This is a genomic window from Paenibacillus sp. IHBB 10380 (genome assembly GCF_000949425.1).
GTDB lineage: Bacteria > Bacillota > Bacilli > Paenibacillales > Paenibacillaceae > Paenibacillus_AQ.
Genome location: NZ_CP010976.1, coordinates 3321537 through 3344762, shown reverse-complemented (window position 1 = coordinate 3344762; position 23226 = coordinate 3321537). Strand labels below are relative to the sequence as shown.

Below are 23226 nucleotides of genomic sequence, written 5' to 3'. Positions count from 1 at the left end.
GATGCTGGTAAAGGTGTATTAATCTATTTGAACGGAGAAAACTATATTAACCCATCTAGCTTGACTCGATAAAGATAGTCCATCTGTTGCTCCACCAACATTTGGGGCATCAAAGGAAACAGCGCGTTTCTGAGTGAAACCGTCATTCGCCCATCGAGCTGGGCTACCTTTCCGACCCGGTTGGACATTTTAGTGATTTTACCCGTACGCTGGACACGTTCGTGGTTATAACATTCTAAGGCATCGTTCACATGGGGAGAACGCTTTATGTGTCCTGCCAAAATGACGGAATCTTCGATCGCTTGTCCTGCTCCTTGCCCCATATTCGGCGTTGTTGCATGTGCGGCGTCACCCAGAAGCACGATTCGCCCAAATGAATAACGAGAAATCGGTGGAAGGTACATGATATCGTGGTGAAGGAGTTGTTCGTTCTGAGAAAGCTCTAGTAACTGCGGTATCGGCTTATGGTATCCGTGAAATCTTCTTTCCAAATCTCCAACCGTGAAGCTGGCAAATTTCGGATCTGCTTCAATTGCATTCAGGCACGCGAACCAGTAAATTTGATCATTGGCCAGTGGAACAATCCCGAAACGTCCGTTAATTCCCCATGACTCCGTAAATACGTTGGATTCATACCCAATCAGCTTATGATCGACTTGGACGATGGATCGCCAACATGTGTATCCAGCATACTGCGGTATAGCTTTCGGAAGAAGCTCCCTTCGGATGAAGGAACCAATCCCGTCGGCTGCGATTAGTAAATCTCCTTCTTCCTTCGATCCGTCCTCGAACCATACTGTAACGCCGGATGCATGCTGCTCGAACCGCGTACATGTTTTACCACACTGTACGGGTTGCTTGGGTCCCATCGCATTTACAAGAATGTTTTGAAGCATCGCTCGGTTGATGGTCACATTATCAGGTCCGTATTTTCTACTTATGGGGGAAGTCTCCGTAAGACTTAGTTGTTTGCCGATATCTGTCATGATCTGTAAACTTTGAAGAAGCTTCCCGGCTTGAAGTACTTCGTCGCCTACACCAAGTAACTGCAACGCACGCACAGCGTTTGTACCGATTCCAAGAGCTGCACCGCCTAACGATACTTCTGATCTTTTTTCAAAAACGGCCGCCTGTATGCCAATCTTGCGTAGCGCAAGAGCAACACTCAATCCACCAATTCCTGCTCCAATAACGATTACCTTCATTTAATAGATTCTCCTATCGATTATATTTTTGAAAGTATATCAACAGTTTTGAGCATTAATCGTATATCTTTTCTATATTGCCGAAAATGATTTAGACTACCGATGAAGTGAGTATCCATAATCGGGTCATAGAACATAAAATTCCAATTTAATAATATTATACCATATTTAAGTGGGTTCAGAGCATATTAGAATGGACTAATAGATAGATATTATGTATTTTTTGGTTCGTTTTGTACTTTTCTCTAAAAACACACATCGTCCGATTCGTAAAAATGACGAAAACGTTAGCAGAAGACTATCTCAAGTATTACTATAGTGCTTCTGCTTAACTGAGGTTAACGTCTATATTGTATTCGAGATGAGGAGGGGGGGACTAAACTGAACATGTATCAGCCTGTCGTTAACTCTGAATATTTCAAAAATTAACGTTTTTGAGTACAATTTCTATGTGTTTCTATCTCATCAGGTCTCTGTCATGATGCCGCCATTAACATGTATTACCTGACCTGTAACGAATGACGAATCGTCAGATGCCAAATAAATGTATGAAGGGGCGAGCTCAAATGGCTGACCTGCACGCTTCATTGGTGTCTCTAAACCAAAGGTCTTTACATATTCGGCTGAATAACTAGATACGATCAGCGGTGTCCATATTGGACCCGGTGCCACGGCATTGACCCGTATTCCTCGATCTATTAATTGAAGTGATAAGGAGCGTGTGAACGAGACTATGGCTCCTTTCGTTGATGAATAATCGACCAGAAGCGGAGCCCCTGCATAGGCGGTTACGGATGCCGTACTGATGATGGTACTGCCTGGACAAAGATGAGGAAGTGCGGCTTTGGTCATATAAAAATGAGGAAAGATATTCGTACGGTAAGTATTTTCCAGCTGTTCGTTCGTGATGTCCATGATGCTCTTCTGAGGAAACTGAACAGCTTGATTGAGCACTAAGATGTTCAGTTTCCCATAAGTTTTTAACGTTCTTTGGACTACTTCGGTAGAGAAATCTGGATGTCGTAGATCGCCTTCAATCAGTAGACAACGACGCCCGTATTTTTCTACCATCTGCCGAGTCGCATCCGCATCTTGGCGTTCGTATAAATAGACAATGGCTACATCCGCACCCTCTTTGGCGAATCCAATGGCGACGGCACGGCCAATTCCGCTGTCCCCTCCTGTAATGATAGCTACTTTTCCGGCCAATTTCCCGCTTCCTTTATATCCAGGATTATCGGATATTGGAAGAGGATTCATTTTATATTCTAAGCCAGGTTGTTTGTCTTGATGCTGGGGCGGAAAAGTAATAGGTACCTGTTTGCATTGGGTCTCTTGACCATAGTAAGGATAAATCGGAATCATCAAATGTTCCTCCATTTTGTGTAGGTTAATACAGGGTATTCGCCTAATCACATAAAGGTGTTGGAAGCTTCACTGAACACAAAAAGACACACCATTGGGTGTGTTTTTCTGTGTTTAGTCCGAGTCCAATAAGTGGGCAAACCTCGGGGAACGACAATTGAGTTTCATTACTAAGGTTAGCCATCTTTGAATAAGTCTGAATAGGTTTCTGGCAATATACGATGACGTGTGGGAATTTGTCTTTTGAATAATAGTAGTTGGAATCTAAACGCTCTTTGCTGTACCCTGGATCTCCGGGATATCCAATGCGACCTGTTAGTTTGGGACGTTGCAGCATGAATGCCTCCTTGCTATTCTATGTTGCTCTAGTTAATGCGGTCGTTAGCGGATTGTTGTGGGCGTATGGATCTGTCGAGCTTGAAATATGAACTGCTTTATTTAATGAAAAGTTAGTTTCATTCGTATTTACAACGTAACAGTGTTATGTTACGATGATTTTGAGGGGTGATATGGGTGGAAAAGGATTTGATTTCGAAGAAGGAGTTATTGGATTTAACCGGTATTTCGTATGGACAATTGTATCGTTGGAAGCGAAAGAAGCTTATTCCAGAGGAATGGTTTATCCGCAAATCAACATTCACAGGACAGGAGACCTTTTTTCCTAAACAAAGAATTCTAGCTCGTGTCCATAACATAATAAATATGAAGGATGATCTTTCTTTAGATGAATTGGCGGGAAAGTTATCTGATGTTACCGCTATAAACACTGCTACTTTAACAGCGGAGGAGATTATAGGTCGTAACATTGTTTCGTTGTTGACCATGGAAAAGTTTGGAGAGCTGCCTAGCAAAGAAGGAGAATATACCTTTGATCAGCTTGTGCATTTATATACTGTTGACCACCTGCTTAGTAGAGGGGAATTGAGTCTGGAAGAGGCAGCACTACTGTTTCAAACGCTGACAGAGAAGGCTACAAAGTTTGAGGGGAAGAGCTGGGACCTCTTTTTCGTCCGCAAAATGGGGGTTACTTTCTTCATGTTGGCACTTTCACCAGCTGAATTAGTATTTGACGAAGGTGTTCGACTTATAACGAAGCTAAGTCTTGGAGATTTGTTAGAACAATTAAAAGGTAAGCTTACTTAATGGAGGGAAGGATTATGGAGAAAAATCAGTTGTCGGATTTGATCATAAACGGAGTCAGTCAAGCAGCGGGGGGAACCTATGACAACGTTAGAATAGATGGTGTTGGCAAAGTTAGTGGTTCGATTGAGGCTCGAATTTTTAAAGGGAACGGGCATATGCATTTTAAGGCTGATATTACGGCAGGGGAAATGGAATGCAATGGCACGATGAATGTGAAGGGTAACCTGCGATTTGGGACCATGAAGGCTGACGGAATGATTAATATCGGAGGAGGGCTCAGTGGCGAATGCTGCATGCTCAATGGTTTTATAAGTATAAAGGGTGATTGTGAGCTAGAGAATTTTACAGGCGAGGGGGGCTTTACGGTCGGTGGTTTGCTCAGTGCTGGTCAAGTCGATTTTCGCCTTCATGGACAGGGGAAGGTCAGTGAGATTGGTGTGGAAAGTCTTGTCATCCGGCAAGCGAACAAAGGTGTCTGGAGTAAAATATGGAGTGGAATGATTCCGAAATTTAAACCGGAGCTACGTGTTGGGACGATTGAGGGCGACCATATTGATCTAGAATTTACGACTGCCGATGTTGTCAGAGGCAACATTGTTATTATCGGCCAAGGCTGCACTATCGGGCGTGTAGAATACCGCTCACAGTTATCCGTGCATCCGGGTGCAAGGATTATGAAGGAGGAGAAAATGAGTGACTGAGATAACTCGGAATGATTTGAGAATAATAGGCACGACAACGTCGGTAGGCGGTTTTTATCAGAATGTGAGTATAACAGGAGAATGTCAAATTAACGGGGATGTAGATTGCCGGAGACTAAGCTTGACTGGGGAAGCCAATGTGGCTGGCAACCTTCGAGTGGAAGATATGAAGATTACAGGCGAATGTATGGTTAATGGTAGTCTTGATGGGCTTTCCTTACGAGGGCGTGGTGAGATCCAGACAACTTCTGGGCTAAGAATAGAGCGGATCAAATTTACTGGAGATTTGGATGTGTTGGGCGATTGTGAAGCAGAGGAGCTACAACTTTCCGGTGCAGTCCATGTGGAGGGATTGTTGAGTGCAGACCGTTTGAATATAAACCTGTTCGGTCCAAGTCATGCAAGGGAGGTCGGTGGTAGCTTGATTGTGATCAAACATAGCAAATCCGGAAAGCTGCTGAATCTTATGAAACTGAAGGGCAAGGTCTTATTCGAGACAGGACTAATCGAAGGGGATAGCGTGGAGCTTCAGCATACGAAGGCTAATATGGTTAGAGGAGAACGTGTAATCATCGGTACGGATTGTGAGATCCAGACGGTGGAGTATCGCGATACACTGGAGATCCACAAGAGCGCTATAGTGAAGCATCAAATAAAGCTGTAATTTTAGATAGATATCGGAGGGCAACATAAAAACTATGAAAATCTCTAATAAATAGAGATTTTTTTTGCATTATATGACATTATATTTGCAATTAAAGGTAATAACAATTGACATTTAATCAGAAGCCAGCCGGAAGATAACTAGAGCGGAGACGACTGTGATGATTGAACGGTTATTGAAAAAGGCGGATTTGATCAATATTGCAGCAGAGTAGCGTATGAAGATCTAAATTGAAACAACAAAAAAACGAAGCCCAATATCGGGCTTCGTTTTTTTTGTTGTGGAGATATCTCCGTCGGGGTATGAATAAATCGGGTTTGTAAACTTTCAGATCAGATTTCTAGTTAGATAAAAATGATGGCTGATAGAACTCTATCCCAGTATGAGGGGTTTGAGCTTTCCCATTAATCGTATAAGTGTCATAAGGTAGATTAGCTACTTTAAAAGAAAAATATGCCGGAGAGGTACCGCCTGCCCGGTACTGAGTGAAGACTACTTGTCCACTCGAATTTGTAACTTTGAATATGCCTTCGGGTCCATAGACAGGAGGATTTCCGCCGGTTAAGTTACCTGCGAAGTATAGCGTACCCTGCCCTGTTATTTGAATATTGACTTCAGGAGCTGAAGCGGATGCAGAAGCTAAAGGAACTACAGTGAATATAAGTAAGACCATAAAAAGAATAGATAACGCTCTCTTTTTCATTCAATTCATCCTCTCGTATACATATATTGGGGGAATTTAGAGCGAGCAAGTAAACGCTGGCCAGCATTTCTTTCTGTGCAAGAATCTCCCTTTCATAAATATACCATTAAATGAAAGTTATTCAATATGTTGAAATAAATATATTTTATTATGGGAACTAGACAAATCGTTCACTTTTTACTGTGGATGGCAACACAGAAGTATGGGAGAATATGTGGAGGTTTTTCAATTTTTATCGTATATGCTGCCAGAAGCACAACAGGCAATTACTAATATCGGTCAATATGTTCGAACAAGTCTAAGGTAATCGTTACGATGGATGCATTCTATTTTACATAACCCTGCTTTAAATCGAACATTGTGAGGATACTCCGTTGTTATTATGAGTCGATATAAGAAAACTCATAAAACATTCAAGGGAGATAACAAATGAATAAGTTATTTAGAAAGGTAGTTTCCATCACTCTTGCTCTGATCATGGTATTGGGCCTAGTAATTACAGGGACTCCTACATTTGCAGAAGAGAACACTGACGAGGGCACTCTTCAGCTGAAGGAGGCTGTATCCAATGATCCTATTCCTTTATTAGCAGGTAACTCTACATGGAAGTATCTAGATGATGGTACAGATCAAGCGACAGCATGGCGTGTCGTATATGATGATACAAGCTGGAATATGGGGCAAGCTCCACTCGGCTATAAGGATAGCGGATCGGGTGTTAGTACATCGGAATTTGGAGCTTTGAGAACAAACATTAGCTATGGTTCTGACAAATCAAACAAATATCGTACTTCTTACTTCCGTACGAATCTGAATGTGAACCTGGAGCAGGTGGTCGGTTATGACCGAATTCTAGGGACATTAGCGTTTGATGACGGGATTGTTCTCTATTTGAACGGAAAGGAAATCTTCCGTGATGGCATGCCGGAGGGCGAGATTGACTATCTGACTAAGAGTACACTCAGTAAAAGCGATCCGAATGTGAATGCCAGGGTAGACCTCACTGAAATCGTAAAAGCCAATCTCAAGGATGGGGAAAACGAGCTTGCAGCTGAAGTTCACCAAGCGAACGACAGCAGCTCGGACCTATATTGGGATATGAGTCTCATTGCTTATCCTGTAGCAGACCCTATAGTTCCTGCTGTAGGAAAACCGGAATCCATTGCGTTGACCTTTAATGGAAATCCGCAAACCACCATGGGCTTTACTTGGTATGCACCGGAGTCTGTAACCAGTACTAAGTTGGAAGTGGTTGAAGCTTCTAATTTGATCAATGGAGAGATCCCGGCAACGGGAATTCAATCGTACGATGGCACATCCGATTCTGTCAGTGTGTATATGACGAAGGCGGACAAATCATCCAATAAAGCGGTTGTTCTGACCAGCCATAAGGTTGTTGCCGATGGTTTACAGCCGGGAACTACATATGCTTATCGTGCTGGGGACGGCCAAGCTGATAATTGGAGTAGTGTCGGCACATTTAAAACAGAGAGTTCCAGCAATAACGGGTTCCAATTCTTATATACAACTGATTCACAAGGAACCTCAGAAGCGGACTTTGACATCTGGAATCATACCCTTCAAGAAGGAGTGGCTAAGTTCCCAGCTAGTGAATTCATTCTGAATTCTGGCGATTTGGTAGATAACGGTGATATAGAGGAGCAATGGTCGTGGTTTTTTAATAAGCCAAAGGATATCTTGGCGAACATCCCACTGGTTCCTTTGGTAGGTAACCACGAGAGCAAGAATTACAGTAACTTCACAACACATTTTAATTTACCTGATGTATCGAACACAGGAGCTAAACCGGACGGCTCTGTATATTCTTTAGATTATGGTGCAGCACATGTTATGGTAATTAATACAGAATACTATGGCGCAGGTTCTACTGCTGAAATCTATAATAAACAGGTAGAATGGCTTCGCAGCGAAGTGGCTAAGACCGATAAGAAGTGGAAGATTGTTTTCTTACACAAGTCTCCTTATTCCGTTGCTAATCACACGAATGATAAGGATGTATTATTTTACAGAACTCAATTAACGAAGGTGTTTGATGAGCTTGGAATTGATATGGTTTTTGGAGGACATGATCATACCTACGCCAGAAGCTTCCAAATGTATAACAATGAACCGTTGATGGATATCGTTCCGGATGGAAACGGTGTTGTAACGGATCCTAAAGGCACTTTGTATCTGATTACCAATGCAGCGGGAAACAAGAAATATAATGTAGCCAAAGGTCCATTCCCATTTGCTGCAAAATACGCACAGCCGGATAAGGAAATGTTCTCGGGCGTGACCGTAACTAACGATGAACTTTCTTACCAGTCTTATACTACAACTACCTCAGGTAGTACGGACCTTTACGATGAGTATAGTATTCACAAGTCGGAAGAGGTATCAAATCCTGTTCAACATGCAAAAGCAAACAAAACGGATGACGGGAAAATGACGTTAACGTGGGATGCGCCGGTATCGGGATCCACGGTATCCCAATACAGAATCTACGAGCAGAATGATTTGGTATCACCAAATTGGAATGTAAGTGTTCCTAATGAGGCTGGACAAACTTCTTATAGCTACACCGTAGATAACATCGATCCAAGTAAAACCTATCAATTCGTCATTAAAGCTGTAAGCGGCAGAACGAACTCGGAAGCTACCATAGCTTCGACTGCATCCATCAGTAAGGTGACCGTAACCTTCAACGGTGATCCTGTTTCTTCTAAAGGCTTCGCATGGTACACACCTCTGGCTTCTATGGGAAGTGACTTGCAAGTTGTCAAAAAGACGGATGCAACGCCAGATTACAGCAAGGCAACTCAATTTACTGGCCGTTCTTCAATCTCTACGAATGCGAAGGAAGAGTTGGTGCATAAAGCGGAAGCCACGGGGCTTCAGGCAGATTCTACTTACTTCTTCCGAGTAGGTGATGAAGCACTTGGTACTTGGAGTGCAACAGGTACTTTCCAGACAGCGCCTGCCTCCGGTAAATTTACATTCATCGACTTAGCGGATACTCAGGCAAAATCAGAAGACGAGGCTATTCTCTCTGGAGAAACGCTTGCTAAGGCTTTAACCACTGTACCTAATGCTAAATTCGTTGTTCACAATGGAGATATCGTAGATATGGGAACGAAAGAGGTTCAATGGGATTGGCTTTTGGGTAACTCACAGGATAGTCTACTGAATACTACAATGGTTCCATCCGCGGGTAATCACGAGGATGAAGCGAATGCATTCTATGAGCATTTCAATATTAAAGAGGCGCTAGGCTCTGCTACAGAAACCGGTGCTTATTATTCCTATAATTACAGCAACGCGCACTTCGTAGTGCTTAACAGTAATGAAGATTCTGAGGAGTATGCTAATTTCAGTAAAGATCAGGTGGAATGGTTGAAAGCTGATGTAAAAGCAGCCAAGGCAGCCGGTTCTGAGTGGATTATCGTCAATATTCATAAAGGTCCTTACACAACTTCCAACCATGCTACGGATAAAGATATTAAAGGCACCAATGGTGTAAGATCGAAAATTGCTCCGATCATGGCGGAATTGGGAATTGATTTTGTTGTTCAAGGTCACGACCACATTTATGCGCGTACTAAGCCGATTAAGGCTAATGGTACTGCAGCAGCAACGGAGAAGATCACTGAATCGCTTAACGGTAAGACTGTGGAATACACAGTGAACCCAGATGGTTCAATCTATCTGATTCCGGCTACAGCGGGGGCAAAGGTATATTACAAGAATCAAAAGCCAGAGCTTGGAGTTGCTTATTACAATCTCTTCGAAGTAGCTGATGAGAATCATGCGGCGCCATATGGCCCGGACCCAAGCGATAACAAACGTCCGAAGCGCGGTCAAATTCAGAACTTTGTCGGTATTACTGTTGATGGAGGCAAGCTAACAGCTGTTTCTTACGAGATTGATCAGAACAAAAATGATGCCCAGCCATACATTATTGAGCAGTTCGGTATTATTAAGAAAACGGGTTCGGATAACGGTGGCGGAAACACGGGTGGTGGAAATAATGGTGGTAATAGCGGCAATGGAAACACTGGTGGAACAGGTAATACGGGCAGTACAGGCGGGAACAACACTACTGGAACAGGTGCGGGGAACACAAATACCGAGGGGAACTCCCAAAACAATGGTAACTCTGGTAACACCAGTAACGCCGGAGGAACACCAGCGAAGGTAGCCTTTACGGATACAGCTAGTCATTGGGCAGCCGCTGAAATTCAGAAGGCGGTACAAGCTGGCTTCGTAAATGGTTATGCGGATCACACATTCCGCCCTAATCAGGAAGTTAATCGCGCAGAATTCATTACAATGCTGGCTCGTGCTTTACAATTTCCAGATAGCGGGAACAGTCCAAGCTTTAAAGATTTAAATAAGATTCCGGTGTGGGCTCAATCTTTTGTAGCACAAGCTGTGTCTATAGGAATTGTTAGCGGTTATGATGACGGAACTTTCCGTCCAACTAAGAAGCTGACACGTACAGAATTAGCTGTTATGGTTGTGCGTTCTCTGGGAATCACATTGGATACTAAAGCCACGTTATCCTTTACGGATGCTAAGGATATTCCAGCATGGGCAGTGCCGTATATTGCAGCAGCGGCAGATGCAGGTCTAGTGAATGGTATCGGTCAGAATCGCTTTGCTCCTAATCAGGTAGCGACAAGAGCAGAGGCGGTTACCTTAATCCTAAATTTGTTAGAGAATAAGGAAAAGTAACATAATCGTTTAATTGACAACAAAGCTGGCTCCTGTGTTTCAGGAACCAGCTTTGTTGTCTTATCAGAGCTTGATTAGGGAGCGACAATGACATTCACCCCGTAGAATAGACGTTGGACAACCCTAACAGGTTAACTGATGAAAAAGCTATGGGGTGCATTTTGAATTGTGAGTATATGAGATAAAAAGAAATAAAATGTAAAATATTGGAATATGTATGCATCTTGAGAAGTATCCGTTATGATAAAGAGTATATAAATACATGCAATTTAAGGATAGCATCACGAGAAAAGAGGGGTTGCGTATGAATATACTAATTATTGAAGATGATCCCAGCATCCAAATGCTGCTTAAATTAAGCCTTGAGGTCGAAGGATATCATACGAAAGCTGTAGCGACCGTAGCCACAGGATTGACAGAGCTTGAAACATTTTATCCTGACTTAATACTGCTTGATCTCATGCTACCTGATCGCTCTGGATTCGAACTTCTTCAGATACTTCAGCAAAAGTATAAGACGGTTCCAGTCATTGTGCTTACCGCCAAGAATGAAATGAACGATAAAATACTAGGCTTTCAGCTGGGGGCAGACGATTACCTGACGAAGCCTTTTGAGACGCGTGAACTGATCGAACGTATTAAGGCGGTTATGCGGCGAATGAAGGTAGTAGCACCGCTCGAAGTCATTCAGATTGGATGTATTGAAATTGATAGGCGTGAGCGTTCTTGTAAGATAGCAGGCCAACTGCTTAAGACGACCAGTAAAGAGTTTGATTTTATGTGGCTGCTATGTGCCAATCCGAAGAAGGTGTTTACCCGGGAGGATCTGCTGGATCAGGTCTGGGGATACGACTATTATGGTCAGACGCGATCGGTGGATATGATGGTGAACCGTCTCCGGGAGAAGATGAAACCCCATGAGCAACTTGTTACCACCGTACATGGTACAGGCTATAAGCTGGAGGTATAGAAGATGGGGCTGCGAAATAAAATGTTTATTCAGCATGCTGTTACCATTGTTATGCTGCTCACGGCGATGTTCTTCATCGTCAATTATACGCTCAATAAGAGCATGATTGAACGCGATACTCAGACCTTAAGTCAGTATTTTGCCCTGCATCGTATTGAGGCTTTGAAAATTGTTAGTGATCAGAAAATCAATATTGAACAATTATTTTCGGGTACGTATGCCCCATTTATAGCTTCACATCTGGCTTCAAACAGCAACTTTCAAGTGCAGTTGTTTGCACTAGATGAGACGATTGTCGGGAGCAGCAGTGATAAGGAAAATTTGCTCAAACGCGACGACATTAAGAAAGCGCTTACCGGAAATACGACTACGGTCATTACTGCTGGGGAAGGCACGCAATATTTAATCTATTCTGTACCCTTCTGGTATGAGGGGAAGATTGTGGGTGGATTTCGTTATTTGTTGGACCTTCACGAGAACATTCAGACGCTGAACCAGATGCGTTCATGGTTTATCGGAGCAGCCATGGGCTGCTTGTTCTTCTCACTTCTGGCCAGCTACTCGTTCTCATCTTTCTTAGTTAGACCCCTGCATGCGCTGCAGCAGGCACTTAAGCTCGCATCTATCGGCGATTTCAGCAGAAAGATTCAATCCAGTAGTCAGGACGAAGTAGGGGAATTGGCTAAGGATTTCAACCATATGTCTCATGCGCTTCAGCAACACATTGAAATGCTACATTATGAACAAGGTAAACAGAAAGCTTTTTACGACAATATTACCCATGAGTTAAAGACACCTCTGACTTCCATCATCGGATTCTCTGATTTAATAGCTAAAATGAACCGGATGGAGGATATACAGGACTGTAATATTTACATTCGTAAAGAGAGTACGCGTTTATTGAATATGGTTGAGGATCTGCTACAGACATCGCTAAAAGGTGATGAAGCTTGGCGCATCAAGCTCGAACGGGTCGATCTGGCGGATGTGATTACGGACAGCATACGTATATTAGAGCCGACCCTTCAGAAATCAGCAATTTCTACCACGATGAAGATTTCACCTTGTGCAGTATATTTAGATCCACAACGCACCCAACAAGTTCTGTTTAACGTGATTGATAATTCCATTAAGCACAGTGAGTGTACACATCTTCATATCGAACTTACAGAGCATGAGCACTATGGTCTGGTTCGTATTGTGGATAATGGAAGAGGGATAACTGAAGAGAGTCGGCACACGTTATTTCTGCCTTCCGAGGAGAAACAGGATCGCATTATCTCTAACGAATCGCACGGACTGGGACTACCCCTCTGTAAGCAGTTCATGGAACTTCAAGGAGGTAGCATTGTCATCAGCAGTTTGGAGGGCCAAGGGACAGAAATCCAGCTTCAATTTCCTAACAATCCACTAATGTAAGCGTTGTTACAAAAGTGATACAAATCTAAAATTTTTCTGATATATATGGAGGTTAAAGTAAATGCCAGAGGATATGAAAGGGCTTTCATGGTTTCGCCTCATCTTGTTACAAGTCATTGTAGGCAGTCTGTTAATCGGCATTTGCTCGTATACCTTTCGTATACCTATGGATCAAGTGCATATCGTACCCCCTCAGCAGGATCGTCTCGATCGTGTTGCAGGTGTTCCGATGCGGGTGGATGTTACGTATCCGGGCTTAGGGACCCTCTCCATAGAGGACCCGAAGGAATTGCTGAAATTGAAATCTTCTTTCTCTGGTTTATTATCTACAGGTACGCAGCGTCAACAAAAGCAGGTTCCACGGCTCCTGTTGACAGGAACAATGGCCTATCTGGATCAAGAAGATATTCCGTTTCAGCTTGAAACGAATGCGTTTCAATTCGGCCAGAAGTTGGTCAATTCGCTCAATGTGAGTGCTAATATCCGAAAGCTGCAAAGTACGCTCATCGATAAAATGCTTACTACGGTGACCATTGGATCTGCTGTGGAGAATAAGAAGAACGATGTATTTTCACTTCAGCAGGGTGTACTTACGGCTCTCTCTCAAGTAGAGAGGAAGGAATTAATCTCACAGATTACGGCAGCAGCACGTATTATCGATTTCAGCCATTTTGATGACTTGCAACAACCGCCAGACGCTCACTTTGTCATTCAACTCACAAGCGACTATCGAGTGAAGAAGCACTGGATCCATTTGGATCGTTATAACGGCGCTTACATTGTGGTGTATGACCTATTGGATGAGACGAATCAAAGAGCCTATTTCAAACTAAACTAACCTCATACTGATAATGAAGGGATGGTTTAATCTATGGCGAGAAAGAAAAAAAGTAGTAGCTCAGTCATTATATTGTCGGTCATTGTGATTGTATTGGTAGCGGGGTTCTTTATGTACAAATCTGGAATATTTGGCGGTAAAGAAAAACAGAAAATTACCGTATATTCCATCTTCCAGGAGGAAGAAGCTCGTAAAATACTGGATAAATTCAAAGCTGAAACGGGGATTGATTATGATATCCTTCGCTTGCCAAGTGGCGAAGCAGTATCCCGTATACAGAATGAGATGTCGAACCCTCAAGCTGACTTCCTGATGGGTGGACCAGCGGATTCGCACCAAGTACTGAAAGAGGCAGGTTCACTGGAAGGTTATGTTTCTCCGAATGCTTCTGATATTCCTGACAATATGAAAGACAAAGAGGGATTCTGGACGGGATTCTATCTAAATCCAATAGCGATCGGCATTAATGAGGAACGTTGGAAAGAGAAGTATGGTACTGATCCGTATCCTGAATCCTTTAAGGATCTGCTTGATCCTAAATTCAAAGGTGAGATCGGCATGTCCGATCCAGCGACATCAGGTACAGCTTATACAGCAGTAGCTTCATTGGCCCAAGTGTGGGGTGAAGAAGAAATGATCAACTATATCAAGGACTTGATGCCTAACCTGAAAGAAAGACCAAAGTCTGGTATTGAGCCGATTCAGAAAGCCGCTAAGGGAGAGTATACGATAGGTGTGACTTTCCTCGGCGACCAGTTGAAGATTAAATATCAAGGCAATCCGATTGTTAGTGTCGTACCGGAAGCCGCAGGATATGAAATTGGTGGATTGTCCATCGTGAAAGATGGACCTAACACGGAAGCAGCGAAGAAGCTGATGGATTATATGCTTACAAATGAACCAGGTGAGTTGTATACGCAATCTGCATACGCGGTATCCGTTAAGGCTTCTGTACCGATTCCAGAGGGTGGTATCGATATTAAAACGACTAAATACAACGCTGATTATGATTTACTGAAAGCGGCTTCACAACGTAAAGAATTGCAAAGTGCACTGAAAGATTTGAAATAAAAGAGCCACAATAGGGGCATTGAACGTGGCTGTACATGGTCAAAGTAATGCCCCTTAATAGATAGCAGAAAGGTGGGAGTCGCCCCCTATGATGAAAGAAAAAAAAGGCATTGGGGAGTCGATCAACAGGCTCTTCAAAGATCCGTCGTCACTCGTCCTTGTACTGACTAGTTTTGCATTCCTAATTCTGTTTGTCATTTACCCGCTTATTGTCGTTGTCTTTACATCAGGATTTGACAATTGGGGAACATTCTTTAGTAAACCCCGTTATGGTAAGGCATTATTAAATACGATAGTCAGTTCATCGTTATCTGCATTTACGGCAACGGTAATCGGATTTATATACGCTTATGCTATTCATTACAGTAACATTAGGGGAAAGAAGTTCTTCCGATTTATTGCCTTTATCCCGCTATTAGCACCTTCGGTCATGAGTGGTTTAGCATTCCTATTACTATTCGGCCGTGGCGGCATGATCTCACAATGGTTAAATACCAACTTTAATTTCGAGCTAGATTTATATGGATTGCCGGGGCTGTGGATTGTTCAGACCATTTCCTATTTCCCACTGGCCTATATGACCATAACCGGTATATTGCGCTCTATATCACCGAATCTGGAGATTGCAGCACAGAATCTCGGTGCGAGAGGGTTCAAACTGTTCCGAACCATTACATTCAAACTCGCGCTTCCAGGTGTCATTAATGCATTCTTGTTGGTAGCGATTAACTGTTTCGCCGACTTCGGGAACCCGAAGCTGATTGGCGGTAATTATTCACTCCTAGCGGTTGAAATTTACGGTGAAATTATTAATAACGAAGCAGGACTTGCATCTGTTATGGGGATTATTCTGGTTATTCCTGCACTAATTGTATTCTGGGTTCAGAATAAAGTTTTATCCAAAGGTTCCTACTCTACGATTACAGGTAAGCCAGTATCCGGATTGAAACGGATAACAACATCCAAGAAGACAGATACGTTACTCTTTATTTTTAACAGTATGATCTCGTTGTTCATTATTTCGATGTTTGCGATTACGATTCTATTTGCTTTTACGAAAAACTTCGGCCGAGATAATACGTTCACACTGGATCATATGATGAAGGTTGTCTTCAGTTCATCTAGTCCAGCCGTATTAAACAGCTTAGTGTTATCGTTAATTAGTGCCGTGCTGGCGGTGGCGTTTGCTCTAGTTCTCGCTTATATCGTCGTCCGTAAACCTTTTCCAGGCAAAAAAATCCTTGATTTCAGCGCGGTTCTTCCCATTGCGCTTCCAGGAACATTCGTTGGTCTTGCTCTGATTGTTGCTTTCAGCAACGGTCCGATCGTCTTGCAGGGATCTGCGGCGCTCATTGTCATCGCGATGCTACTCAAACAGATGCCCGTTGGGTATCGAGGATTGACAGCCTCCTTTAAACAGGTGGATAAATCGATCGAAGAAGCAGCCAATAACATGGGGGCGAACAGCCGTAAAACGCTGACAACGATTGTATTTCCAATGTTGCAAAAAACCGTCGTAGCGAACTTTGTCTATGCGTTTATGAAAAATATGAATACCCTGAGTACGATTATTTTCTTAATAACCCCTAAATGGGTAGTCGCGGCCGTGTCGATCTTTAACTATGCCGAGACGGGAACGTACTATTGGGCAGCCGCTGTGGCTGTGGGGTTGATGGGTGCAACGTTAGGTACACTTGGAGTGATCAAGCTGATCTTCCGTTCCAAGGTGAAAATATTTGATTTCTAGTTTATAGAAGGGAGTGGACATGATGGAATCAAAGATACTACTAGATCTAAAAAATGTGAATAAAGTGTTTGGTAATAACCACGTCCTGAAAAATATTAACCTGCAGATTGAACGGGGGAAGTTCATAACCTTTCTAGGTCCGAGTGGTTGTGGTAAGACGACGTTACTCCGGTCCATCGCAGGTTTCTATACCGTCGATGAGGGTGAGGTGTGGATTGACGGGAAGTTGGTTAATGATTTACCACCCTACAAACGGGGCACCCCGATGGTGTTTCAAGAATATGCTCTTTTCCCGCATATGACGGTATTTGATAATATTGCCTATGGACTGGATATTAAGAAACGGCCTGAAGAGGAAGTACAGCAACGGGTTCAGGCTGTTATGGCTCAGGTCAAATTAACGGGACTTGAAGAACGTTATCCACATGAAATGTCCGGTGGCCAGCAACAGCGTGTGGCTATGGCCCGTGCCTTAGTCATGAACTCGCCGATTATTCTTCTGGATGAGCCACTCAGTAACCTTGACGCTAAATTACGTGAAGAGGTACGGGTTGAGCTGCGGAGCATTCAGCAGGAGCTGGGGTTAACCGTGATCTACGTAACACATGATCAACTGGAAGCTTTATCGATGTCGGATCAAATCGTCGTCTTTAATAAGGGGGCTATTGACCAGTACGGTACACCACATGAGATATACTATGAACCGCGTACCCAATATGTAGCAGACTTTATTGGAACGACGAATTTTACCGAAGCTGTAGTTGTACATGCAGAAGGGGGTAAGGCAACGGTTCGCTACGGTCAAGCGGAAGAAGATACGGTTACCATTCCTACAGACGAGAAGCTAAGTGTCGGCGAAGAGATTATTCTGAGTATTCGCCCCGAGTCAATACGTCTAAATCAGCCGGAGATCGGTGAGTTTAACGTCATTGGAGCTGTTAAATCATCGATGTTCTTAGGGGAGAAAGAACGATATTTCCTAGGTGATGGATCTGGTAAGGAATGGATTGTCGACGCTTATGATATTGGCCAGAAGACTTTTGAAGGTCAAGTTCGGATGAGTGCAGCGGCAGATAGAATTCATATTATTAAAAAGGTTAATTAGTGGAGTGAAATAGAGGTTAAAAAAAGGAAAACAATCGTTTTCCTTTTTTGGCGTATCTTAAGGAACCTACAAGGGCGGCTATAAGCTTGTTACAGCGGGAGGAGACGTTCTACTTGAGAAATAGAGGCATTATTATTGTCGTGGTTGTGGTAGCCGTACTTACCCTTATATCGATCTATATCTATCCCGGGCAGCAAAGCAATCAGCCGCTTACGGTATATGTGATTTTTCAGGAGGATGAGGCACGCATTCTGTTGGAGAAGTTTAAAAAGGAGACCGGGCAGTCCTACGAGGTTATTCGTATGTCCGGGGGAGAAGCGAGCTATCATCTGTTATCGATGAACAAGACAGGAATCGATGTCGTCCTCGGAGGACCTGCGGATCTTCATGAGCAGCTTAAGAGTAACGGGAAATTAGTTCGGTATTCATCGCGTATGAGTGATCAGATACCTGAAGTATACAAGGATAAATTCGGATATTGGACGGGAATGTATATGGGTGCACTGGCGATTGGTGTAAACGAGCAGGTATGGAAGCAGGACTCCCAACTTGCAGCTTTACCGCTACCGGAGAGATATGAGGACCTCCTGCGTCCAGAACTTAAGGGAAAAATTGAAATTCCTGATCCCGAAACGTCAGGCACGGGATATACCTTGTTAGCTTCTCTTGCTCAGGAACGTGGCGAGAAGAAGGCTGTAGAGCTTATGCACGCGCTCAAGATGCAGAGTTCAGCGACTACATTCTCAGGAATTAGTTCTGCCCAGCGACTTGCTGTAGGTGAAGTCGCTGCCGTCATCAGCTTCATGGGAGATCAGCTTCGGTTTACGAATTCAGGTTACAGTATTCATTCCTCTATTCCTCCGCAAGCAGGATGGGAGATTGGGGCTATATCCATTCTGAAGAGTGGAGACAATAAAGCTGCCGCGGAGCAACTCGTGGACTTCGTACTGTCGAAGGATGCTCAGACAGATTATATGAATTCAGCTTTCTCTTTTCCTGTGATTCCGAATATTAAGACCCATCCCTTACTGGCTTCTGTCAAGTTAGAGGAGTTGCTGACGACGTACCATTTCGATATCGCTGCCGAGCAACGAGAAGACTTGCTCGGAATGTGGCGTGAGGCAAATAAACACTAGGTTGGTAGATTAACTACAAATCACCCTCATTTTCAAATGAAGGTGATCTTTTTATTATCTCTTGACTCTGCCACTATGTCATACTTCATTCTATATATGAGCTCAAATTTACCGGTAGAAAGGATAAATATGTTTAGAATAGGTGATTTCTCAAAACTGTCGAGAATTAGTATCCGGATGCTACGACATTATAATGAGTTGGGTTTGCTCATTCCAGACCATATTGATGATTTCACAGGGTATCGTTATTACAGTGCGGCACAGTTAACAATTTCAAACAGAATACAGGTCCTAAAGGGGCTTGGGTTCGGTATTCCGGCAATTGGGAAGATTCTCACGGAATATGATGATGTAGAGACTCTGAGGAAGCACTTGATTATTCAACATGCCCAAATGAAAGAGGAGGAGAAAGTGCTGCAACAAAGGCTGACGCTCCTGCAGAATACGATTTACAGATTAGGAGAGGATCGTGTAAATATGAACTATGATGTTAACTTAAAAGAGATTCCGGAGAGATATGTAGCGAGTCTTAGAGATGTGATTTCGGCCTATGACCAAGAAGGACAGCTTTGGGCAAGATTGGAGAAGGAAGCAGGAGGAAGTCTGCAAATGGCAACTCCATGCTACAGCCTAGCCATTTTTCATGATGAGGGGTACAAAGAGAGTGATGTTGATGTAGAAATTCAGCTTTCAGTTACGGGAACCTATAGGGATACAGATCATGTTCGTTTCAAGAGGGTTGCACCGATCACGGTTGCTTCGGCTATGATTACGGGCAGTTATTCCTTGCTCAGAGAGGCTAATGTATCGATAGCGAACTGGATTTCAGATAATTATTATGAATTTGACGGTTCGATGTTTAGCATCTATCATGTAGGGCCTGCTACGGAGTCCAATCCGGATCACTGGGTTACTGAGGTGTGCTATCCTGTGAAGAAGTCATAATTCAAATGGATTTATAATGTAAAGAGTTTGTTGAAACCTCGATTATTTCTATGATCGAGGTTTTAACGTTCCATTTTGTTCCAAGGAATGATTCTTTTATGGGAGCAATGTTGTATTGGTTCAGAGTACTTCTCGTCATAGAGAGAGTTAAATTGAATAACAAACGTTGTTTATTATTTCGCTTACATACCTTACATAACATCTGTCGTCAATACCAAAATTTTAACAACTATAGTGACAATATATGATTTTTTTCGTGAAAGATAGGACTGTAGGACCGTATACCCACTTAGGAATTCTCTTATAGTGTTAATAGGTACACTTGTTTTAAATTTTTTATTTATCGATTATTTTAATTTAAAAAATAAATTATTTTGGAGGAACAAACGGTTGTAAATGCGATTAAAAAGGGTCTCTACTCGAGTTCGTTGATGGGTTGCACGGACAGTTATCTTTTATATAGGAACAATTAATTAATATGTTAATTTCGGTTGAAGAATGAGATTTAATGAGAAGGTGGTCGCAGGTATGATGAATTCACTCAGCAACAGGGGTATAACCACTTGGTCAATTGATAAGGAAACCAATCTGCTGAGCATGTCGAGTGACTTTAAGAGGTGGGGCGGGGTCTTGAGCGATGAAAGATACCACAGGCCCAATCTCTTGCAAGAAATGGTATATGCAGAAGATGTCCATATCTTCAAAGAACACATGGATAAGTTATATACGGGTCAGACAAGTAGCCTGGAGCATCGTATCCTTATTCATAACAATGAGCTCATGTGGGTTCAAAGTATCGGTATTCCTGTTCTAAATAAGGATAATGAGGTTTATCGAATAGATGGAATTGTACTCGATATAACTGAAAAGAAGACCATGCAGGAACAATTAGAAAGCACATTCTCATTGTATCAAAAGATGTTGGATACGATTGACGTGGCCATCTGGTCCTATGATACCATTTCGCGGAGGGTATCTTTCATTTCGGATGCTATAGCTAAAATTACAGGATATCCAGCGGAGAAAGCAAAGGAAAGTAACTTTTGGTCAGATATTATCCATAAAGACGAGAAAGGTATTATCGAAAAAATAATGGCAACTGTAGCACAAGGAATTCCAGATCTCAACGAATATCGGATTATCCACGCCAATGGCGAAATCAGGTGGATCCAAGTCAGGATCATACCCAGTCTGGATCGATCCCGATCTGTGGTTCGTCTCGACGGTATAGTGGCTGATATTACCGCAAGAAAGGTTATGGAAGAAGCTCTACACAGAAACGAGCAACGTTATAAATCTTTATTTGAGTATAACTCAGATGTCGTGTGCGAATTAGATCTGTTCGGAAATATCCTAGCGAGCAATCCGGTTGCCGAGAATATTACAGGAGAACAATTGAATAGTTCCGAAGAGAGTCTTTCTATCATGAATGTCTTTGGTGCTGAGCATGCGGGGCAGATGACTGATTATTTTGAAAAGGCCATAGAAGGAGACTCCCAACATTATGTAGTGACATCTCATCATAAGGATGGAGGAGTTGTTCACTGGGATTTGATGAACGTCCCCATTCAAGTGAACAATCGAATTGTGGGTGTCTTTGCCATCGCTAAAGAAGTTACTGTTAAAAGGGAAACCGAGAAAAGATTGGCTGAATGTGAAGCTGAGTACCGGTTAATTACCGATAATATGAAAGATATGATGGTAGTCTTAGACTCTGTTGGTAATGTTAGTGTTGCCTCACCTTCTTGTCAGAGTATATTAGGTATCCCTATAGAATTAATTATGGACACTACGATATTAGAACACATTCATCCGGATGATCGGCAAGATTTGATAGAACAAATCAAAGATATGTTTAAAACAAAAAGAAGCAAATTGTTACGCATTCGATTTGTCCATGTAAATGGTTATATCATTTATCTTGAATCCTTGGGTACTCCGGTTTTTGGAGATGATGGAGAAATGGCGAATATCGTCATATTATCGAGGGATATCACTAAAAAGGTGAAAATTGAGAACGAACTTAGAGCGAGTGAGGAGCGTTATCAGAGACTGATTGAATTGTCACCTGAAGCGATCGTTCTCCATAGTGACTATAAGTTTATCTATGTAAACTTTGCCGGTCTTGAGTTATTCGGGGTGTCAAGTTTAAGTGAATTGGTCGGGAAATCTATTTTCCAATGTGTTCATCCCGACTATAGGACGTTGGTGAAGGAGAGACTGAGAGAATCCATCTATAAGCAACAAAGGCTCTCTTCACCTAATGAACAAAAGGTCATCCGAGCAGATGGTGAAATTATCGATGTTGAAGTGATGGCTAGTAGCATTTCCTATAAGGGAGAAAACGCAGGTATATCTATTTTTCGTGATATAAGAGATCGGAAAAGGGCGGAAGAGGACAGAAAGAATTCAGAGCAAACCATTCGTGAAAGCGAGGAACGGTATTATCGATTACAGATGAGTCTGGACCAATTTTCACATGATCTTTTCGGTATTATGAAAATAAGTCAGATGGAAGAGCGTTTGTTGAAAGAAGTACGAGAACTATTAGAGGTTTCAAACGTAAGCATCATTGAAGTTGAACATAATCATGATAAGTTATGCGAGATTATCGAAACGGAAAAAGGTTATTCGCTTAAAATAGGAGAGACCAAGGGGAAGAGCTATTTACTTTGTATTGATGAAAAACCGATCATCCTAAATATTACATCGATAAGAGTGTGGCTTAAGACAATTACCCGATATGTGAGCGTTCTATTTGATCACTTCCTGTTAATCGAAGACTTAACCAAGGAGCTTGAACAGGCTGCCTCTGGGCAATTCACTCCACCATGGCTCCTAAGGTTCTTGTTCAACTTGTCCGAGAATGAGAGAAAACATCTTGCTCAGGACTTACATGACTCTGCACTTCAAGAGCAAATTATCTGGTATCGCAAGCTTGATTTCCTTTTGATAGATCGATCGATCCCAGGTGAACTCCGAGAGCAACTCGAGCAAATCACGGAGGGTTTGTTAAATGTTATTCATCAAATACGTATCACGTGTAATGAGCTAAGACCGCCTATGATAATAAAAGGTGGACTTATTTCTTCGCTTGAGACGCTGTTCGACTTCACTCAATTGCGTACAAACTATGCTATTCATTTTGATGCAGAACATTTCAATCAAAAGTTAGATGATGATGTGCTTATTGGTCTATATCGCATTGTACAGGAGCTCTTAGCTAATGCTGCGAAACATTCCTCTGCAACAGAAGTTCGGATCATCCTATCAAGTCAAGGTAACCGTGTTCGATTGGAATATGAAGATAATGGGATTGGTATGGAACTTACAGGGACAGAGAATTCTCCTACACGCATGGGTATATATGGTATGAGAGAACGGGTTCGTAGTATGGATGGGACAATACAGTTTCTCTCGTCCAAGAACAAGGGACTAGCTATATATATATCTGTATCTTGTAAAAGATAGATGTGG

17 protein-coding genes are annotated in these 23226 nt (G+C 42.5%); 13 read left to right on the top strand and 4 right to left on the bottom strand.

Going from position 1 to position 23226, the window contains the following annotated elements; genetic code table 11:
* Positions 1–41 precede the first annotated feature (41 nt).
* The 3 genes from UB51_RS14890 to UB51_RS14880 all read right to left on the bottom strand — a co-directional run bounded on the left by UB51_RS14890 (position 42) and on the right by UB51_RS14880 (position 2907).
* Positions 42–1205 (bottom strand): FAD-dependent monooxygenase, encoded by a 1164-nt coding sequence (locus tag UB51_RS14890; protein WP_044877969.1) that lies wholly within the window; start codon positions 1203–1205, stop codon positions 42–44.
* Between the two features lie 465 nt (positions 1206–1670).
* Positions 1671–2570, bottom strand: a complete 900-nt coding sequence (locus tag UB51_RS14885) for an SDR family oxidoreductase (RefSeq protein ID WP_044877968.1) — start codon at positions 2568–2570, stop codon at positions 1671–1673.
* A gap of 43 nt (positions 2571–2613) precedes the next feature.
* On the bottom strand, positions 2614–2907 hold the full coding sequence (locus tag UB51_RS14880) for a hypothetical protein (RefSeq protein ID WP_044877967.1): 294 nt from the start codon (positions 2905–2907) through the stop codon (positions 2614–2616).
* A 176-nt stretch (positions 2908–3083) separates the two neighbouring features.
* Here UB51_RS14880 and UB51_RS14875 point away from each other — a divergent pair, with 176 nt between their 5' ends.
* From UB51_RS14875 to UB51_RS14865, 3 genes are read left to right on the top strand one after another with little or no spacing between them, the layout of a single operon-like run.
* A complete protein-coding gene (locus tag UB51_RS14875) occupies positions 3084–3713 on the top strand; it encodes a YhbD family protein (protein WP_044877966.1) in 630 nt (209 codons plus the stop codon).
* Between the two features lie 14 nt (positions 3714–3727).
* Positions 3728–4414 carry a hypothetical protein gene (locus UB51_RS14870; RefSeq protein ID WP_044877965.1) on the top strand — a complete coding sequence of 229 codons (687 nt, stop codon included), beginning with the start codon at positions 3728–3730 and terminating at the stop codon, positions 4412–4414.
* Positions 4407–5078, top strand: coding sequence for a hypothetical protein (locus UB51_RS14865; protein ID WP_044877964.1), 672 nt, complete (start codon positions 4407–4409; stop codon positions 5076–5078). The genes UB51_RS14870 and UB51_RS14865 overlap by 8 nt, the downstream gene beginning before the upstream one ends.
* Positions 5079–5418: 340 nt before the next feature.
* On the opposite strand, the gene UB51_RS14860 is transcribed toward UB51_RS14865, so the two are convergent.
* Positions 5419–5781, bottom strand: a complete 363-nt coding sequence (locus UB51_RS14860) for a hypothetical protein (RefSeq protein ID WP_044877963.1) — start codon at positions 5779–5781, stop codon at positions 5419–5421.
* Positions 5782–6210: 429 nt separating this feature from the next.
* Between UB51_RS14860 and UB51_RS27215 the strand changes: the two genes are divergently transcribed.
* From UB51_RS27215 to UB51_RS26510, 10 genes are all read left to right on the top strand, one after another.
* A complete protein-coding gene (locus UB51_RS27215; protein ID WP_082063155.1) occupies positions 6211–10518 on the top strand; it encodes an S-layer homology domain-containing protein in 4308 nt (1435 codons plus the stop codon).
* 304 nt (positions 10519–10822) lie between these two features.
* The gene (locus UB51_RS14845; protein WP_044880183.1) at positions 10823–11488 is read left to right on the top strand and encodes a response regulator transcription factor; all 666 of its coding nucleotides are present in this window, start codon (positions 10823–10825) and stop codon (positions 11486–11488) included.
* 3 nt (positions 11489–11491) lie between these two features.
* On the top strand, positions 11492–12907 hold the full coding sequence (locus UB51_RS14840; RefSeq protein ID WP_044877962.1) for a sensor histidine kinase: 1416 nt from the start codon (positions 11492–11494) through the stop codon (positions 12905–12907).
* Between the two features lie 61 nt (positions 12908–12968).
* Positions 12969–13745 carry a DUF3919 family protein gene (locus UB51_RS14835; protein WP_044877961.1) on the top strand — a complete coding sequence of 259 codons (777 nt, stop codon included), beginning with the start codon at positions 12969–12971 and terminating at the stop codon, positions 13743–13745.
* Positions 13746–13778: 33 nt separating this feature from the next.
* Positions 13779–14816 (top strand): ABC transporter substrate-binding protein, encoded by a 1038-nt coding sequence (locus tag UB51_RS14830; protein ID WP_052675949.1) that lies wholly within the window; start codon positions 13779–13781, stop codon positions 14814–14816.
* Between the two features lie 88 nt (positions 14817–14904).
* Positions 14905–16563, top strand: a complete 1659-nt coding sequence (locus UB51_RS14825; protein ID WP_052675948.1) for an ABC transporter permease — start codon at positions 14905–14907, stop codon at positions 16561–16563.
* Positions 16564–16582: 19 nt separating this feature from the next.
* On the top strand, positions 16583–17668 hold the full coding sequence (locus tag UB51_RS14820) for an ABC transporter ATP-binding protein (protein WP_044877960.1): 1086 nt from the start codon (positions 16583–16585) through the stop codon (positions 17666–17668).
* A 113-nt stretch (positions 17669–17781) separates the two neighbouring features.
* Entirely contained in the window at positions 17782–18804 is a 1023-nt protein-coding gene (locus tag UB51_RS14815) for an extracellular solute-binding protein (RefSeq protein WP_044877959.1), read from the top strand.
* Positions 18805–18933: 129 nt separating this feature from the next.
* The gene (locus UB51_RS14810; protein WP_044877958.1) at positions 18934–19749 is read left to right on the top strand and encodes a MerR family transcriptional regulator; all 816 of its coding nucleotides are present in this window, start codon (positions 18934–18936) and stop codon (positions 19747–19749) included.
* A 498-nt stretch (positions 19750–20247) separates the two neighbouring features.
* Complete coding sequence (locus UB51_RS26510) at positions 20248–23220, top strand: sensor histidine kinase (protein WP_082063153.1); 2973 nt, start codon at positions 20248–20250, stop codon at positions 23218–23220.
* Positions 23221–23226: the final 6 nt, after the last annotated feature.

Excerpts from the sequence above, each read along its gene's own strand:
- UB51_RS14870 (WP_044877965.1), top strand. The coding sequence starts at position 3,728 with ATGGAGAAAAATCAGTTGTCGGATTTGATCATAAACGGAGTCAGTCAA.
- UB51_RS14810 (WP_044877958.1), top strand. The coding sequence starts at position 18,934 with ATGTTTAGAATAGGTGATTTCTCAAAACTGTCGAGAATTAGTATCCGG.
- UB51_RS14825 (WP_052675948.1), top strand. The coding sequence starts at position 14,905 with ATGATGAAAGAAAAAAAAGGCATTGGGGAGTCGATCAACAGGCTCTTC.
- UB51_RS14820 (WP_044877960.1), top strand. The coding sequence starts at position 16,583 with ATGATGGAATCAAAGATACTACTAGATCTAAAAAATGTGAATAAAGTG.
- UB51_RS14885 (WP_044877968.1), bottom strand. The coding sequence starts at position 2,570 with ATGATTCCGATTTATCCTTACTATGGTCAAGAGACCCAATGCAAACAG.
- UB51_RS14845 (WP_044880183.1), top strand. The coding sequence starts at position 10,823 with ATGAATATACTAATTATTGAAGATGATCCCAGCATCCAAATGCTGCTT.
- UB51_RS14840 (WP_044877962.1), top strand. The coding sequence starts at position 11,492 with ATGGGGCTGCGAAATAAAATGTTTATTCAGCATGCTGTTACCATTGTT.
- UB51_RS14830 (WP_052675949.1), top strand. The coding sequence starts at position 13,779 with ATGGCGAGAAAGAAAAAAAGTAGTAGCTCAGTCATTATATTGTCGGTC.
- UB51_RS14890 (WP_044877969.1), bottom strand. The coding sequence starts at position 1,205 with ATGAAGGTAATCGTTATTGGAGCAGGAATTGGTGGATTGAGTGTTGCT.
- UB51_RS14860 (WP_044877963.1), bottom strand. The coding sequence starts at position 5,781 with ATGAAAAAGAGAGCGTTATCTATTCTTTTTATGGTCTTACTTATATTC.
- UB51_RS14835 (WP_044877961.1), top strand. The coding sequence starts at position 12,969 with ATGCCAGAGGATATGAAAGGGCTTTCATGGTTTCGCCTCATCTTGTTA.
- UB51_RS26510 (WP_082063153.1), top strand. The coding sequence starts at position 20,248 with ATGAGATTTAATGAGAAGGTGGTCGCAGGTATGATGAATTCACTCAGC.
- UB51_RS27215 (WP_082063155.1), top strand. The coding sequence starts at position 6,211 with ATGAATAAGTTATTTAGAAAGGTAGTTTCCATCACTCTTGCTCTGATC.
- UB51_RS14880 (WP_044877967.1), bottom strand. The coding sequence starts at position 2,907 with ATGCTGCAACGTCCCAAACTAACAGGTCGCATTGGATATCCCGGAGAT.